14 protein-coding genes and 1 tRNA gene are annotated in these 16,417 nt (G+C 61.2%); 4 read left to right on the top strand and 11 right to left on the bottom strand.

Annotation, left to right across the window (positions count from 1 at the left end; genetic code table 11):
* The first annotated feature begins 24 nt into the window (after window positions 1–24).
* Window positions 25–99, top strand: a tRNA-Glu gene (locus SOM18_RS06000).
* A 243-nt stretch (window positions 100–342) separates the two neighbouring features.
* Window positions 343–795: a hypothetical protein gene (locus SOM18_RS05995; RefSeq protein WP_235188223.1), complete on the top strand. Its 453-nt coding sequence runs from the start codon at window positions 343–345 to the stop codon at window positions 793–795.
* Here SOM18_RS05995 and SOM18_RS05990 read toward each other — a convergent pair.
* The 9 genes from SOM18_RS05990 to xrtV form a co-directional block, all read right to left on the bottom strand.
* On the bottom strand, window positions 781–984 hold the full coding sequence (locus tag SOM18_RS05990) for a hypothetical protein (RefSeq protein ID WP_031438875.1): 204 nt from the start codon (window positions 982–984) through the stop codon (window positions 781–783). The genes SOM18_RS05995 and SOM18_RS05990 overlap by 15 nt on opposite strands.
* 42 nt (window positions 985–1,026) lie before the next feature.
* Window positions 1,027–3,015: a BCCT family transporter gene (locus tag SOM18_RS05985; RefSeq protein WP_320481452.1), complete on the bottom strand. Its 1,989-nt coding sequence runs from the start codon at window positions 3,013–3,015 to the stop codon at window positions 1,027–1,029.
* 8 nt (window positions 3,016–3,023) lie between these two features.
* The gene (locus SOM18_RS19415) at window positions 3,024–3,734 is read right to left on the bottom strand and encodes a glycoside hydrolase family 97 N-terminal domain-containing protein (RefSeq protein ID WP_152555328.1); all 711 of its coding nucleotides are present in this window, start codon (window positions 3,732–3,734) and stop codon (window positions 3,024–3,026) included.
* A gap of 150 nt (window positions 3,735–3,884) precedes the next feature.
* Window positions 3,885–4,907, bottom strand: a complete 1,023-nt coding sequence (locus SOM18_RS05975; RefSeq protein ID WP_320481451.1) for a potassium channel family protein — start codon at window positions 4,905–4,907, stop codon at window positions 3,885–3,887.
* A gap of 212 nt (window positions 4,908–5,119) precedes the next feature.
* Window positions 5,120–6,427 carry a mechanosensitive ion channel family protein gene (locus SOM18_RS05970; protein ID WP_152555327.1) on the bottom strand — a complete coding sequence of 436 codons (1,308 nt, stop codon included), beginning with the start codon at window positions 6,425–6,427 and terminating at the stop codon, window positions 5,120–5,122.
* 301 nt (window positions 6,428–6,728) lie between these two features.
* A complete protein-coding gene (locus SOM18_RS05965) occupies window positions 6,729–7,745 on the bottom strand; it encodes an endonuclease/exonuclease/phosphatase family protein (protein ID WP_052380783.1) in 1,017 nt (338 codons plus the stop codon).
* A 1,402-nt stretch (window positions 7,746–9,147) separates the two neighbouring features.
* On the bottom strand, window positions 9,148–10,008 hold the full coding sequence (locus tag SOM18_RS05955) for a hypothetical protein (protein WP_031438869.1): 861 nt from the start codon (window positions 10,006–10,008) through the stop codon (window positions 9,148–9,150).
* A gap of 258 nt (window positions 10,009–10,266) precedes the next feature.
* Entirely contained in the window at window positions 10,267–10,956 is a 690-nt protein-coding gene (gene epsI, locus SOM18_RS05950) for an exosortase-associated protein EpsI, V-type (RefSeq protein WP_157840487.1), read from the bottom strand.
* 4 nt (window positions 10,957–10,960) lie between these two features.
* Window positions 10,961–11,854 carry an exosortase V gene (gene xrtV, locus SOM18_RS05945; protein ID WP_084215035.1) on the bottom strand — a complete coding sequence of 298 codons (894 nt, stop codon included), beginning with the start codon at window positions 11,852–11,854 and terminating at the stop codon, window positions 10,961–10,963.
* A gap of 400 nt (window positions 11,855–12,254) precedes the next feature.
* Between xrtV and SOM18_RS05940 the strand changes: the two genes are divergently transcribed.
* Together SOM18_RS05940 and SOM18_RS05935 are read left to right on the top strand one after the other, a co-directional pair.
* Window positions 12,255–12,806: an FxDxF family PEP-CTERM protein gene (locus SOM18_RS05940; RefSeq protein WP_152555326.1), complete on the top strand. Its 552-nt coding sequence runs from the start codon at window positions 12,255–12,257 to the stop codon at window positions 12,804–12,806.
* A gap of 366 nt (window positions 12,807–13,172) precedes the next feature.
* A complete protein-coding gene (locus SOM18_RS05935) occupies window positions 13,173–13,598 on the top strand; it encodes a hypothetical protein (protein ID WP_128082073.1) in 426 nt (141 codons plus the stop codon).
* A gap of 488 nt (window positions 13,599–14,086) precedes the next feature.
* Here the strand turns inward: SOM18_RS05935 and SOM18_RS05930 are convergent, their stop codons facing one another.
* Both SOM18_RS05930 and SOM18_RS05925 read right to left on the bottom strand, forming a co-directional pair.
* The gene (locus SOM18_RS05930) at window positions 14,087–14,965 is read right to left on the bottom strand and encodes a hypothetical protein (protein ID WP_051916353.1); all 879 of its coding nucleotides are present in this window, start codon (window positions 14,963–14,965) and stop codon (window positions 14,087–14,089) included.
* Window positions 14,962–16,233: a PQQ-dependent sugar dehydrogenase gene (locus tag SOM18_RS05925; RefSeq protein ID WP_031438864.1), complete on the bottom strand. Its 1,272-nt coding sequence runs from the start codon at window positions 16,231–16,233 to the stop codon at window positions 14,962–14,964. The genes SOM18_RS05930 and SOM18_RS05925 overlap by 4 nt, the downstream gene beginning before the upstream one ends.
* Between the last annotated feature and the right edge of the window lie 184 nt (window positions 16,234–16,417).

Genomic DNA, 16,417 nt, shown 5'->3' with positions numbered 1-16,417 from the left:
GCCTTAGGCGCCTCCAACCACGCAGGCCCCTTCGTCTAGCGGTTAGGACGCGGCCCTTTCACGGCTGAAGCACGGGTTCGATTCCCGTAGGGGTCACCATCTCATCGCCAAGCGGTTGAGATTGGCGAAATTCAATAGAATCAACGCCTCGCGAGGCGCCCAGTGCTACAGATGGCGTCGCATACTGCATTCCATCGAGCGCGGCAGATCGCGTTTCTCGCAGTTTCGAATGATCGTTGCGGAGGGTGTCCGAGGGGTCATCGGCAATCCGGCGTCGACAGGGTGTCTGAGAACAACCGACCCGTTCCTGGCGCGTAGGAAGCGCGCCGTGCTGGTTATCGCATGCTTGCCGAGATCAGGCAGCGCGAGACGGGATCACCGCCTGATAAATGGTCGCTGAGCGCACCAAGGCCATATTGCATTGAGACGGCTGTTCCGCGACTGCGGCGCATGCCTCACGCCAGCAACATCGTCTATTGCGACGGTCCAGACAGCCCCCACGCCTTCGACATCGTTCCGATCCAGCCCCGTAAGGGGAGCTTGGATGCGATGTGCCCATTGTGCAAAGGCCGCGGCCAATGGAATACCGAGATTGATCTCGTAAGCTTCCGCTGCAAGCGCACTGCCTGCGATCGGTGCCATGGCGCTGGATGGGTAGAAACCGGCTCGGACCCGGTCGGCCTGCCCGACATCGAGATTTCACCGGAAGGCTACCCCCGGTGGACGCTACGCTTCGAACCTGCCGACGAAGTCACGCTGATTGACCCGGAAAAACCAGGCCTATCGCAGACCTAGGAAGTTATTGGTTGGGTCAGGCGCACCGCGCTTGGCCGCGATCCGTGCAACGTCCTCGTCACTTGGCTCCTCCGGCAGGTCCTCGGCAGGCGAGAGCCCGCCATCGGGGAGGCCTGGCGCGGTGCCGGCAATCGACTCGTCGATGGCGCGCTCGTTGGCACTGTCCGTGATCTTCTCTCTGTTCGGCATGTTATTCTCGGCGGCGGCTCCTGGTCGGCGAACAGCCCCTGCTCAGGTCATCCGCCGGGCGTGGCGGAAGCGCGCATACCGATTGAGGAGATCGTTGATCAGCTGTTCGTCGCTCAGGCCGGTCACATCATGCGCGGGCTCTCCCTCCGAGGAATGCGCCACCGCCCGGTAGTGGAGACGCTCCTGCTCGTTCGCCTTGCGCGATGCCGCCCAGGCGAAGCTTGCCTGGCGGAAGCCGCGTGCCCGAACCCCGTAGCGGAACTCGCCACGCTCGCCGTGCGGGATGCGAAGCTCGACCTGGTTTTCGTCCTGAACGAGGGTTGGCGAGAGGCCGCTGTCGCGCATCTGTGCCGCTACCGCGTCGAGCGCCGGGCTTGCCGTATCGGTGAGGAACGCCGCAACCTCACGCTTGTCGTGGAAGCGCGTGATGGTCGCGAGGCGCTGCTGCCAACTCAACGGCGTTTCGGCGATCGGATCGGAACCCGCGGCGGACAGGTCCAACGCTTCCTGGCCCTCGGTCTGCAGGGCGCGCAGCAGCCCATAGCAAATGAACACCATCACCACCGCGAATGGCAATGCACTGGCGATCGCGGCAGTCTGAAGGGCCTGGAGCCCACCGGCGACCAGCAGCACCGCACCGACGGCGCCCGCGGATACCGCCCAGAATACACGCTGCCACACCGGCGGGTTCTCCGCCGCGCCCGATGTGATCATGTCGATGACCAATGCCCCGGAATCCGCCGACGTGACGAAGAAGGTGATGATCAAGAGTGTCGCGATACCCGAGACGATCGTTGCGAAGGGCAGCTGCTCCAGTGTCTCGAACAACGCCACCGGCAGATTGTTGGCGACGGTGTCGGCGATGGCGGCCGTACCGGCCATGTCCAGCGCGATCGCGGTGTTGCCGAACACCGTCATCCAGAGGAAGGTGAATAGGGTCGGCACCAGCAGCACGCCGCCGATGAATTCGCGGATCGTGCGCCCACGCGAGATGCGGGCGATGAACATGCCGACGAAGGGCGACCAGGCGATCCACCAACCCCAATAGAACAAGGTCCAATTGCCCAGCCACGGGTTGGGTTCGTAGGCGTAGAGGCGGAAGGTACGCGGCACGACTTCGCCGAGATAGGTGCCGATGTTCTGCAGAAAGGCCTGAAGCAGGAACACCGTCGACCCTGTGATCAGGACGAAGGCGAGCAGCAGTCCGGCCAGGATGATGTTCAGCTCGGACAGACGCTTCACGCCCTTGTCCAGTCCGGCGACGACAGACAGCGTGGCCATGCCGGTGATGGCGGCGATCAGGACGAGCTGAACGGGGATGCTCGTCGGCAGGCCGAACAGGTGATTGAACCCGGCATTCACCTGCAGCACGCCGAGACCAAGCGACGTCGCAACACCGAACATCGTGCCCAGCACCGCGAAGATGTCGACGGCGTGGCCGATCGGGCCATAGATCCGCTTGCCGATCAGCGGGTAGAGTGCCGCGCGGATGGTGAGCGGTAGTCCACGGCGAAACGCGAAATAGGCGAGCGCCAGTCCGACCACGATGTAGATCGCCCAGGCGTGCAGGCCCCAGTGGAAGAAGGTGAGGACCATCGCTTCGCGCGCGGCCGCGATCGTCTTGCCCTCGCCCACGGGCGGCGATGCGTAATGCTGGATCGGCTCGGCCACCCCGAAGAAGATCAGGCCGATGCCCATCCCCGCACTGAACAGCATCGCGAACCAGGACGGGTAGCTGTAATCCGGTTCGCTGTCGTCGGGCCCGAGCTTCACATCGCCATAACGACTGAACATCAGGAAGATGGCGAAGATCAGGAACCCCGCGACCGCGGCGATGTAGAACCAGCCGAAATCCGCGACGATCAGCGCCTGCACGGTCGTGAACACCCGGTTCGCGGTCTCCGGGGCGAGTGCGCCGAAGAGGGCGAAGGCCAGGATCAGGCCTGCCGAAACGAAGAATACAGGTGGATTGATCTCCGCCTTGCGTCCCGCTGCTGGCTGTCCCGCATCATTCGGTACCGGCTCGGTCAATGTACCTCCTATTCATGGTTAATGTCGTGTCCAGTGAAAGGAACGACGCTGAGCCTTGTCAGTTGCGAACGAGTGTTACGATGGGGAAACGATTGGCCCGGCCTCGCTTGCGGCCTCGCCCTGTCGGTAGTGCTGTCGTCGGGGGCAACAGCGCAGGACGCCCGGTTAAGCAAAGCGATGAGCGTCCGACCGAGACGATGCTGCCGGCTGAGAAGAAGGCCAGTGTGCTTGCCGGAACATGGAACAGTATCCAGGGGTCGAAGCCCGGGCTCGGCCAGCCGAACGATGGCGCCCTGCCGGGCTGGTACGAAACCGACCTCTATGCCGGCGCGTCGATCGAGCTCGACAAGCGATGGACGGTGTCGGGAACCTATTATCGATACGTCTCGCCCTCGGCATGCGTAATCGAGCGGGAAGCGAAGCGCGGTCGTCTCGGACGAAAGCCGTATTTCTCCCTGTCTTGGCTCGGCAGGAATCTCGAGCCTGAACGCTGCGCCCTGATTATAGGCCCGCAGGTGCAGCGGGAACGCCCGTTTACCGCCATTGAGCTCACGCCCCCTGACCAGCAATTCTCCGTGTCGCGCTTCATCGTCGTTGACCGACGCAACAGCCTCTGAGCCTTCGATGATCATGGGGCCGTACGCATCGCCCTCTGGCCGCAAACCGACGTCCGAGGGAACAAGGACATCTCGATCATCATGCCGGATTCGAACGGCCAATCCGCCATTTTCAGCCGGCCGGCGACGATTTCGGTTCGGCCGTCAGGCGATCGAAACGAGGCCTCGCCTAATCTTGATGAAGAACGCCATGGATCCGGTAGACGAGGTGCCCCCGCAAAAAACGGCGCTGGCCGGACATTTGGTGGTAATTTAGCGCCGGGGGACAACCTCAACGATGATATCGCCCGCTTCCAGACGGGCGGCCTCGGGTTCCCAGAAGCAGAAGTCCTGATGCCCACGATAGATGCGGTGGCCGAGTCCGGTGGCGATGGCGGCAAGCGGTTTGCCGACCTCGTCGGCAGCGACCTCGCGTTCCCGCAGGACTACACGCCCGCCCGACGCGGCAAGATCGGCCATGTATTCGGCGGTGTGAGCGCCGTGCGTGGACCCGGCGAGCAGAAGGCCGGCGAAGCTGGCCGGGTTGATGACGACGTTTGCGCCTGCCTGATGCGCAATCGCTTCATTGTCCTCCGACCGGATTACCACGCTGATCGGCAGATCGGGCGCGATCCGCCGCGCCGTCAGCACGATAAGGATCGAGGTATCGTCGCGGCCGGCGGAAACGATGAGCGCGCGGGCCTTGCAGAGTCGGGCGGCCTCCAGCGCGGCGTTGCGCGTGGCGTTTCCCTCCATCACCGTCGTGCCGCAACTCTCCGCCGTGCGTAACGCCGCGGCGCGCTCGTCGACGACGACGATCATGCCTGGATCGGCGCCGCGACGGATGAGTTCGCTGACGGCCTCAGACCCGCTCGTACCGAACCCGGCGACCACGACATGGTCTTCGAGGTGTCGCTGGATCACCGACATGCGCCATTTCTCCCAGACGCCCTTGAGCAGAAAATCATATGCGGTACCTAAAAAGATGAGCCATACGAAGAGCCGGATGGGCGTCACGACGAAGGTATCGAACATCCGCGCCTGCTGGGTCACAGGCACGATGTCGCCGTAGCCGACCGTCGTGACGGTAATCATCGTGAAATACAGGATGTCGGCGAAGGTCACGGGCTCGCCCGAGTTCTGCCGCAGGCCCTCGCGATCGAACCAGTGCACCGCGAGCGCGATGCCGATCAGCGCCAACGCGACCAGCGCCCGCCAGGACAGGGCCAGCCACGCCGGGGTTCGGCTCTGGCGGCGCAGGCGATAGTGCACCGTGTCTGCATCGTCAGTGTGCATGCCGTCTCTTGCCCATCCGCAGTGCCACTGTGAAGTCTTTCGGTGATCCGCTTGATTGGTTGGCATTTGGGGAGGATACAAACCCTCGATAGCGCCTGTCTGCAATCGCTTACGGTGGATCGACATGAGGATCCCGAGCAGGATCCGGGCCGTACGCCGCGGAGCAGTGCCCCGCTTTATCGAACGGGCGCCCTGATCACTGCGGCGGTGGCCTAGGCCGGGGGCGTTTGCTCGCCCGATGGAGAATGAAAACGGAGATCGCGCTGAGGCACCGGGATGGTGACGCCGTGTTCCTTGAACAGGTCCCAAATGCCAAAGAACACGTCGCTTGTGACGTTCCCGACCCCCGCCTCGGGGCTGTCGATCCAGATCCGCAGGTCGAATTCCACCCCATTGTCGCCGAATTCCTTGATCCAGCAGACAGGGGCGGGTTCGGTCAGCACACGGGGCGAGACGGACGCGGCCTCGACGGCGAGCCTTTGCGCCAGTCGCAGATCGCAATCGAATGACACCCGAAATCCGACATGAACCCTGACGTCCCGGCTTGAGAAAGACCAGTTTTCGACTTCGTCGGTCATCAGCCGTTCGTTCGGGATCAGATGCTCCTTGCCATCGCGGGTCAGGACCGAGACCGCACGAACGCCGATCTTGTTGACCCAGCCGAAGGTGTCGCCGACCGCGATGACGTCGCCGGGCTTGATCGATCGGTCGAGCAGCAGGATGAGGCCGGCGATCAGATTGCCGAGCGTTTTCTGCAAGCCGAACCCAATCGCGAGCCCGAACGCGCCGGAGAACACGGCCAGCGCCGTGAGATCGATGCCCAGAAGATCGATACCGACGAAGATCGCGACGGTGACGACCGCAATCTGCGCGAGTTTCTGGAACAGCACGCGTTGCGCCGCGTCGAGCAGCCGCGCCTGTCCGATCCAGCGCAGGATCAGCCCGAGCAGCGCGCGCGCGGCGAGGAACAGAAGCAGCGACAAGCCGACCGCGTTGACGATGTCGAGCAGCGAAATGCGCCGGGTGCCGACCCCCATGCTCGCGCGATCCAGCCCCGCGATCAACGGGGTCAGGCCGCCCAGTCGGCTTGCCAGCACGATGAGAAACAGGGCGGCGGCAATCAGCGACGCCGGTCGGCTTCGAAGACCGAGCGCACGGCCGAACTGATAGGCCAGCGCCGCGACCGCGATGCCGAGACCCGCCGCAAGCAGAAGATCGGCGCCGGGGTTGAGCCCCCGAACGCCAAGAAACGCCGTCAGGACCAGCGCCGTCACGCCGGCGCGCGTAATCGCCATCAGGCGCGGCGCGACCACGTCGGCGTGGCGCGGCGCCAAGGCCGGCAGGAGGTATCTACAGGCAAGGCGCGCTGCAACGATACCCAGGAGAAGGGCCGTGCTCAGGATTGCGACAGCCGCGATCAGGTCATGAAACGGGAACGCCGTCCATTGATCCAGATAGGTCTGCCACCAGGCATCATGTTCCAACCGGTTCTCCAATGCCATCTCGTCGGCGTCGGTCACCCGACAATCACAGCGTCATTCCCATCTGGTCGCCGGATCCCTGTTAAACGGAGTTGGCACCCCGGTCAGCCCATGTACGTCATGCGCATTACCGCCGTGCCGTTTGCGCCATTCTGGACAAGGGACCGCTGGTGAAGCAGCGCGAAGCACGGGCGAGTTGCTCGGCGATTGATCGGCACCATCTCTGTGCCCCCTACCCTGTCATGCGATGCCAAAGCCGTTCGTCAGATCCCAATGTCTTGAGTTGGTCGTACTGCAACCGCTCTGCCCCAATCACGTACGTCAAATCGGTGAGCGTGGCTTACCGCTCGCGCCGGTCCTCGTGATACTCCTCAAGGACCTCCTTCACGTCCTTGCGGTCTTCGTTCGACACTGCATCAGGCGCCTTGTTGGCGCCTGACCGGCCGGTCAGGCAAAGACGCGAATGTATCGGGAGATGGTCTGAACCCACATCTTCCAGCACCTCCAGGCTATGCACCTTGAACTCGGGTGTGACGAACATGTGGTCGAGCGGCCAACCGAGCAGCGGCGTGCGCGCGGGGAAGGTCGCGAACGTGCCCCGACCGATCCGAGCGTCGAGATAGCCTCCGACGCGTTTGAACAGCTGCGAGGTGTGGGACCATGCGACATCGTTGAAGTCGCCGATGGCCAATACCGGCAACTTCGTACGGGCGGCGCGACTCGCCGCGATCGCGATCTCGGCGTCGCGTGCCTCGGTATCCTGCCCGGGAACGGGCGGGCGCGGGTGAAGTGCTATCACGCGAAATCGATCACCGGCCGTCAGCTCGGCATGGACCGACGGCGTATCCTTTTGGGCGATCGTTTCGATCCGCCCATCGTGCATCGGCAGCCGCGTGGCGAAGATCATGCCGTAGGTATTGCCGATCGGTTGTTCGAGCCGGTGTGGATAGCGCGCAAGCTGCTTGGCCAATGCATCGGCCCAGCGCTGGTCGGTTTCCATCAATAGCAGGATATCGGGCCGAACCCGGTCGATCAGCCGCGCCGTTCGCCCATAGTCTCGATTGGACTCCAACACGTTCAGCGAAAGGACGCCGAAACACCGGCTCTGTGCAGTTGAGGCATCATCCGCAAAGGCCAGCTCCGTCTTCGCAAGCGGCGTATACGGATAGATGCGATAGAGTTGCCACCCGGCTGCAACGGCGCACCCCAACGCGATCCATCGTCCTGCCTGCCGATCCAGCCACAGCGCCAAGCCTCCGCCCAAGAGCAGGAGGCCAAGTATCTGGACCCGGGGAAAGTCCCAGATCCTGATCCACCATTCATTGGACTCGATGATGCTGAGCCCGGTTACGAGCATCAATACGCCTGTGAGGGCACGGATCGGAAATGTAGCTAGCCGCATTGCTGATGCCTAAGAGCGGCCTTGCCTTGGACCAAGCCCTATGACCTTCAGGCCGAGATATCACCGGCGCCGCTGCCGAAGCCGGAGCCGTATCGAGGCCATGTTCGGTCGTTTTAGAGACGGGCGCGGCGTCGTCAGTCGCGACGATCGATGCCCGAAGGCCTTCCTCTCCGCAATCGACCTCGCCACCACGGGCCTGGTGTAACACTGATTAACGAGTCGTCACCCTAGTAACGGGAGTTCCACCGATTCGTCGGCCAAAACGCTCTGTTCAACGAATATTGGATCCCGACTCGGTTTTAGTAGATTGCCATATTAACCACGACCGGGCAGGACGGTCTTGCCGCGGGGCGGCAGCATAATCCATTTAACTCAAAGGAAATTTTATGCGTTATTGGCAGAACGGCAAGCCTTTCAAGGGTTAAGTCGAACATAAAGGACGACTCGCTATCTGATAGTGGGTCGTCCTTTGTTTTTGCATGCTATGGCATTGATAAAATTGTTACAGTTTTTTTACGTTATGATGAATCGATTGGAAAAGATTCATTCTTGCGACAAGCGACGGCTTCTGAGTTCTTATCCCGGATAACTTTTGGATCGGAATAGCCTGTCTGACGGTTTTCAGCCGCCTTAGGGTTGCTGTGATGATACCGAAGATGTTGGCGCCAGGCATGAGACATGCTCTGCCGACCATAATCTAAATCATCTTTACCTCCTGCTACCCACATTGCGCGGTAACCGGTAATTTAGCGCCGAATGACGGCGCCGATGGCTCTTCAGGGCCCTTTCACCCAGCGCTAATTCGCGGATCTTATCAGGTGGCTGACGCTGCTCGACAGAGTGAACGCCGTACTTGAACTCAGCTTGCTACACACCGAGAATAAGTACTCGCTGCTTTCCAGCGCGTAGGCAGGATCGCACGCAAAGGCGGCGAGGCACTCTTGGTCTGCATCGGCGCGACCTTACCGAACCGCAAAGCGGTCAGTTCACCAGACTTCGGGCGATACAAGTTCATCATGGTACGCATTACGATCGCGCCGCGGGTCGGTGCGGCGGCGTGAACGACGGCCTGATCGCACCGGGACGTCCGCTGGCAAACGGTGCAACCCGCGATACATCTGCCGGTCCTATCCAAGCCGGCGACGCTTGCCTGACATAGAGTCGACACGGCATCATCGCGGCCGCGCCCGCATGCGTCCGCGACGCTGCCGCCCTCAGACGAAACTTCACCCAGCGGCATGTCAGATCCGCAGAGTCCCCTCTGTCGCGGACGTCAGCGGCACGTCCTTGCCCGTTGTAGCGGAGGCTGACGCACTCCGCGCCAACGGGCGCCGATCGAAAGAGCCTTCAATCGGAATTACTGAGAAGCCTTCGCCTTGGGATCGAGGGGTTTGGCATACTCGATCTTCGCCGCGTTCCGCAGCGCCGCCTGATGCTGAACGATGCCTGCCTGGATGCGATCACGTGCGATCCCCTGCTTGGCGAGTTCATTGATAGCAGCGGAGCTCGCTTCGGCTGGACGGACGCTTATAACATGATTGGCGATCGCCGTTGCACCTTCGAGAATAACCAGAGGCTCACCGTTCACCGTCGTCATCAATCGACCGAGTGCGTTACGATCCAGACTTGCGCTGTCGAGCTCCACCGTTGCCCGCTGATAGCTCACGCCCCGGCTATCCAGAACTGCTGTCAATTCCGCCAGTGTCTTTGCCGGCTTCATAGCCGCGATCAGGCTCGGGTTATTTGGTGCTGGAAAACGAATCTGTTCCACCGACAGTGTCCGGCGCTCCCTACTCAGTTCGGGATGCTTCGCCAGATACGTCTCGACGTCGCGCGTCGTGACCGGTTGAGGCACGCCTGCTGCGACCGATTGCAGCGCAAGGTTCGCCATCACGATATTTTTGGCACGCTCCACAGCAAGAACAGCGTTCGGCTTCTTGTATAGACCATCGCGCTCGCCGGCCTGGATGACCAGCTTTCGATCGATAAGGGCCTGCAACGCCTTTGGCTGAAGGTCTTTCGAGTTTTGCGCGTTGGCCCCGCTCAACCCCAGCTCGAAATTGAGCTCGCTTTGCGTGATGGCTTCGCCATTGACCGTAGCAACCGTCTGGCCGCTCGGTCCGGCTTTATTACAGGCCGCTGCCGCCAGCGTGAGTGCGAGGGCTGCGGCAGACAGTGTTTGCCGCTTGGTGATGAGGAACCTGGAGGATGCTGACATAAGCAATTACCTTAGACATAATGCAGAAGGAAACGAGATGGGAACCGTATAGAACTGGCTAAGCGTCGTGATTTTTGCGGGGCTTGCGCGTTTTATACCTGCGGCGATCGATGGATGAAAAGCCGGTTGATACGGTGTGGTGCTATTTGCTGTGCGCGCTGAGCAAGTGACGTGACAATGAGGGCGCTGCCGCTCCCACCATATTCATGGTCGCGGCGAGATTTGACGATATATTCAGTGGCTTGCGACCCTCATCGCCTAGGCGTTGATCGGGCCAGCGAGAAGTGCGCGGCCAGAGGCGCCGCAGGACTCGAACAATGTTTTCGCAAAGCCCATCATGGTTGCCTCTGCCGCCTTGGCATCCGGATCGATGATCGAAAATCGTATCAACGCCCCATCGGGGACAAGGCCGGCAAGGTTCTGCATTGCGATGGACCGCCGCTGATCATCCCACGACACCGGGAAACGATTCCCCAGTCGAGTCCAATAAAGAACCTGCTCTGTACGGGTATCGCGCACTGTCGTTAGGAAGCGCCCTGGTGCACTGATGCCTTTGCCCAGTGGAATATCCACGTCTCGTATATCGGTGATGGTAAAACCGGATCCGGGGTAGCAGGACTCAGGACGATGCACCATCAACATGCCGCTCTGCCGATACGCATAGGCGATCAGAAGCATGATGGGCGGAGCGCCATCGGCACCGTAACTGCGCATCAGCTGCTTCTCATAGACGGCTGCCGCTTTTGCTTCATCCTCGGGGGGTAGAACAAAGCTGACATCCGGCACCATCGCCCAAGGGGCTGCTTGCTTTGGAATGGCGTCGTTCAGGTTTCCGGAAGGAATGGCAACGACGAGCTCGGTAGGACGTCGAGCATAGGTGACGCCTGCGGTTATGCCGAAGGCGAGACCCAGGGCAGCTTCTCGTCGGGTAAATCGAGCGATGGTCATGTCGTTACTTTCGGCCCCAACGTGAAACAATAGGATGCAGCACCGCATCCAGTCCCAGCAGCATAAGCAATGCCAGGATAAACATGCCCATGCCAACCAGCTCGTGCGCCAAGCCCTGCGCGGCCTCCTCGGATATGTAATAGGTCATGAGAACCAGTATGATGATCCGTAAAAAGTTTGCCGCGATGGCAAGCGGTATCATCAACGATATCAGCAATATCGCGTAGCGTGGTGCATTGCCATGCCGAAGATAGACGTAGAAAACACCCAACGCACAAATGCCGATCAGGGAGTTTATCCCGGAGCACGCCGTTGCGACCAGCAACTGATATCCGCCAATCTGGATAACCGTTCCGGTACTCCCGATGGGGAGACCGAATGCGGCCAGCAAGTTTACGGAAGCATCGGAAATCAAGTCCTTGATGGGACGCGTAGCGACGAAAACCCAGTTTTCCGGCGGCGTGATGATGAACAGCAGGTACACCAAGGGGAACCACAGCCTCTTGAGTGCCTCCTTACCGAGATAAGTCCATAATAATACTACGATCACGGTGTAGAGGGACAGGGCCTCGATCGCCAAGATGCTGGTAATACGCCCTACGGAATAGAGCAGCAGCGCGGGGACCAGCAGCAAGCCGACAGGAAGGAAGGATTGGCGCTTGCTGACCTCCCACGGCCGCGCACGCCAGATCAGCCACAGCGCGGAAATGAAGATAATGGGCCCGTGCGCGCCCTGTTCGGTGGACCAGCTGACGGTCGCCAGCCGGCTCACTGTCGGCAGGATGAGGCACGCCAATCCTATCAGAAGCGGCCACCACCGCGCTGTCCAGCGCGCCAGGCCGCTACCGACGTCAGTCCACGACCCGCTTGGCTGCGGCCGCGCCTCTACCCGTATCACGTATTTCTCCCGACGAACTATCAGCGGTAAAGCTAGCGTCTTTTACCTAATTTTCAAAGCCATCGGCACGATCGCCGAGAATGCCATCGCCCGCACCATTGATAGGCCACCCGTATCGCCCCGGGACACGGCGAGGCCATGCCATCCCTATGAAGCGGCGCGCGCCCATGCGCCGAAATCGCGCTTTCCGGCCTCCTTGGGGCCGGTTCCCAGGAGGGCATAAGGCCTAGCGGCGCGTGAAGCGGAACGTGCCTTCCGGCCCCGTCTGCGACGAAGGAAGGCCGATTGTCCCAAACTTGGACATTATTGAGATCATGGGGAAATCTCAGCGTTATATCGGTTTGCGAATCGCCATGCCCGTCGGTAACAGCTTGTTAAGTATCAAATAGAGGGAACCATCATGAAGCGTCTACTACTCTCGACCATGGCATTCGCATCGGCTTTCGCGATGGCCCCTGCAGCTCACGCAATCGATTTCGTTCCGGGCAACCCCGAGTTCACCGTCAGCGGTGATATCACGGACGGTACCGTTTCGGCAGATTTCGGTCGTTCGGGCATCGCGTCGGGTTCGTTCACGGATACCTTCAACTTCATCATCGATCAGACTGGTCTGGCTAGCGGCACGCTGAGCACGAACACCACGCGTCTGACGAGCTCGACCGATCTCGACATCCTGTCGGTGTTCATCAACGGCTTCGCAGCCACGAAGACCATCGTCGGCAATGCCGAGTTCTTCGAGATCAACAACATCGCGATCACGTCGGGTGCGACGAACCAGATCGTCGTGAACGGCATGTCGCGTGGCAACGGCTCCTATGCCGGCACCGCAACCTTCGAGCCGACGGCAGCAGTTCCCGAGGCTGGCACCTGGGCAATCATGCTGTTCGGTATCGGCGGCATCGGCGCATCGATGCGCGTTCGTCGTCGCCAGGCGAAGATCGCATTCGCCTAAGCGCATTTCACAGCTGGTCCCAGCGCCCATCTGTGTGAAGGCAGCCGTCAACCTTTCGAGGTTGGCGGCTGTTTTTGTTTAGTCTACGGCGCGGACGGGTCGACGAAAGGATCCATGCGGCGCGACCAGCGCCGTTGATCGATACTTGGGCAAGCGGGATGGTCCATGCTGCGCCCAAAGGCACAAACCCCGAGATCGCGAACGCGCCTGAATGGATGCCGCCAGTAACTAAGCACAAGGCCTGGTATCGGCACCCATCGGTCGACAACCGCTCCCAGCCAGGTAGGCGGCTGCGAGTGGCAATGAGCACCCGTGTGCGCCGTTCTGCGATCTCTAGATCCTCAAGTACAGGCGGAGAGCTGTAACATGAGTTTACGGTTGGAGCATGTTACCAAACTTGCACACAGCAAAGAAGGCCTGAGAGCGGCCTACGCCGCGGGTGTTGATCATCAGCAGAATGGCTGGCTGAGATATCCCCCATGCAAATGGGATCATCCCGCAATTCTGGCTTTTGACGAAAGCGGAACGTGCGTTGGCGGTATCAATTGGGGCGAGGACCATGATGATCGAACGCTCACAATCACGTTTGCCTGGGGTTCGCCTACCGCTCCCGCAGCCTTTGCTGCCGTGCTATCGCGATTTCGGAAAACTCATCTGAACGGTTGGTTCACCGAAATCCACTTCACGATATCGACGCATAACGAAGCCATGCAAAAGGCTGTAAAAGTACTTGGGCTTGTTCCTCGGGCCTTCACCTTTGAGATGCCGGTAAAGGCCATGGCCAGGTCTTGATGGCAAAAAAATGCCCGGCTTGGAAAGCCGGGCATTTTCGAGTTCAGCCGTTATCGGGCTTCACGGTATTCAATATCGCAAATTGGCTCATGATTTTATTCATGACAATATTTGCCAGTCATCACTCCTGTGCGCCTTACTATTTCTCTAGTAACACATTGCATTATGCCGTGCAGGATGCGTTAATTAAAGAATATAAGAGCACAGGCTGTTGACTGTTTAGCCCCTGATGGGCTTGCCGATTGGCCAGTAGCGCATGTGAATCCCCCTCATTAAAAAAGTGTCTGTCTTTCGACAAGGAGGCATATGCAGCAAATTCATTTCGTAATTGCGACTGCAAGCGGTTTAAAGTGCATTAACCGCAAATTGTGAATTCCAATTTGCTGCGCGTATGATGATGCACTGACGCTCTCGGAGCCTTCACCCGTGAACAGGGCGCCCGAGCCTCGCCGCCAAAATGGGAGGCTGCAACCGCTTGCGCGCGGAAGTCACCAGGCCATGGTGATCGACAGGGTCGCCAAGGGCACGACATCGGCGGTCGTGCCACCGGGAGCGTCGAGCCGGGCCAGCTGATGGTCACGGACCACGGCAAGGATTTCGCCCTGCAACGATGCCGCCGCACCAGCGATCTTGACGGGCTGCGCGACCGCCACCCCGGCGCTGCCATATACCCTGTCGCCGCTGTCCGCTGCATAGAAGCCCCGCCAGCCGACGCCGGCCGAGACCGGCATCGTGAGCGTCGGACCGTCTTTTGCGCGTGTCAGCGCAAAGGCGGGGGCGATGCCGGCGATCGTGTAGAAGCCCCCCTCGCCTTTGGTCCGCTTCGTCGCGGCGAAACGCGGCGCGAGAAATCCCACTGCGTTATCGCCGGTGTAGAGGATCGTCAGGCTGGCCTCGTGAGTCGTGTTCGCCACCCCGTTGGGGCTGGCCTTAATGGCATAGGCCGCCGCGGCGGAGAGCCCATCGACAGGCCGCCATGCAAGAGCGACGATCGTGTTGCTTTCATACCAACTGCGCGGGCGCGACCGCTCGTCGGCGCGCGGTGCGTGAAAGCCGTTCGAACTTTGCCCAACCAGAAACAAGGTCCCCTGCCCGTCCGCGCGGCGCGTCAGCACGGCGGCACCACCGACCGAGAGATGGACCGGGACCCTGGCGAGGCCGGCATCATCGTCGTCATAGGCGCCGCGCGCATAATCGCCGTTGCGGACGTCGACCGTGACGATCGGATGGACCGTCCCGTCGCCGACATCGACCTCCGACAGCGTCGCGTCTTCGGTATCGATGAACGGCACGGTCTGCGCCGACACCCGGGACGCGTCGAAACACCCACACATCGCCGCCAGAACGATCAGCGCCTTGGCGGTCACGCGGTGCGTCGCACCAGCCAGACGGTATCCCCGGCATCGTCGACGACGAAGATCGCGCCATCATCGCGCGTCTGCACGCTCACCGGTCGACCATAGACTTCGCCCGTCTTCTCGTTCGCAACGAACCCCGTCAGGAACGGCTGCGGCGCGGCGGTCGGCCTGCCATTGGCAAAGGGGACCGCGAGGACGTCATAGCCGATGAACGCGGACCGGTTCCACGATCCGTGCCGCGCAACATAGGCGACCTGTTGCGCGGCGGACGTTCCCTTGGCGAACGCCACGCCCAGCGCCGCGGCATGGGGCCCGACGGCAACATCGGGAAGCAACGTCGTCGCCAGCAACTCGCGCTTGGTATTGGCGTGACGCGGATCCTGCTTGCCGTAATAGCTGTAAGGCCATCCATAGAACCCGCCGTCGCGAACGCCGACGAGATAGTCGGGCGCGATATCGTCGCCGAGCTGATCGCGTTCGTTGACCGCAGCCCATAAAGTGTTCGTACCAGGCGCCCAGGCCATGCCGACCGGGTTTCGGAGCCCCGACGCGTAGAGACGCTCGCGCCCGGTACGCAGATCGATCGCGAGGATGGCCGCTCGTCGCTTCTCCTCGTCCATGCCATGCTCGCCGACATTCGAGGCGGAACCGACCGATACGTACAGCGTCCGCGCATCGGGGCTCAGCAACAGGTTGCGCGTCCAATGATTGTTGTAGCCCCCCGCGGGCAGCGACACGAGCGGCTGCGGCGCTGCGGTCACCCGCGTCTGGCCGGGCGAGAACGGAACGCTGACGACGCCGTCGGTATTGGCGACGTAAAGCCGCCCGTTCGCATATTGCATCCCGAACGGCTGATTGAGCCCCTCGATCAGCACGAAACGCTGTTCCGCGACTCCGTCGCGGTCCGCGTCGCGCAACAGGGTGATACGGTTGGCGCTGAAGCCCGTCGTCTTCGACAGCGCCTGGCCACGCTCGACGTCGGGCTCGGCATCCAGTTTGGGCTTCGTGCGCGCCTCCGCGACCAGCATGTCGCCATTGGGCAGCAGCAGCGCTTGGCGCGGATAGTCCAGACCACCCGCGAACTTGATGACCTCATACCCCCGCGGCGCCACGGGTTTGCGCCCGTCGGGCCAGCCGATCGTCTTCGGGTGGTTGACCACGGACGCGGTCGCATAGGGCTCGGCCTGCGTCTTCAGACCTAGCACCGGCGGTGAGGTCTGGGCCATCGCGCCAGCTGCCAAACCCAATGCGCTGACGGCGGCAAGGATCGTCCTCATAATGTCTCCCGGAACATGACAAGAGTGTAACCCTCTCACAATCAACGATATCCATGAGGCTGCCAGCGCCGCGGATTAATTTGGCGATGTCGCGACCAATCCCCTCGGCAACAGCCTTGGTGACCACCACAAAACCACCGAACCACCGCCGGAACGAGGCGCCGCCGACATGACAAAATTTTCA

It is taken from the genome of Sphingomonas sp. CFBP9019, from assembly GCF_034045155.1.
GTDB classification, from domain to species: Bacteria; Pseudomonadota; Alphaproteobacteria; order Sphingomonadales; family Sphingomonadaceae; genus Sphingomonas; species Sphingomonas aerolata.
The sequence above is the reverse complement of the archived record's forward strand: the minus strand, read 5'-3'. Positions and strand labels throughout refer to the sequence as shown.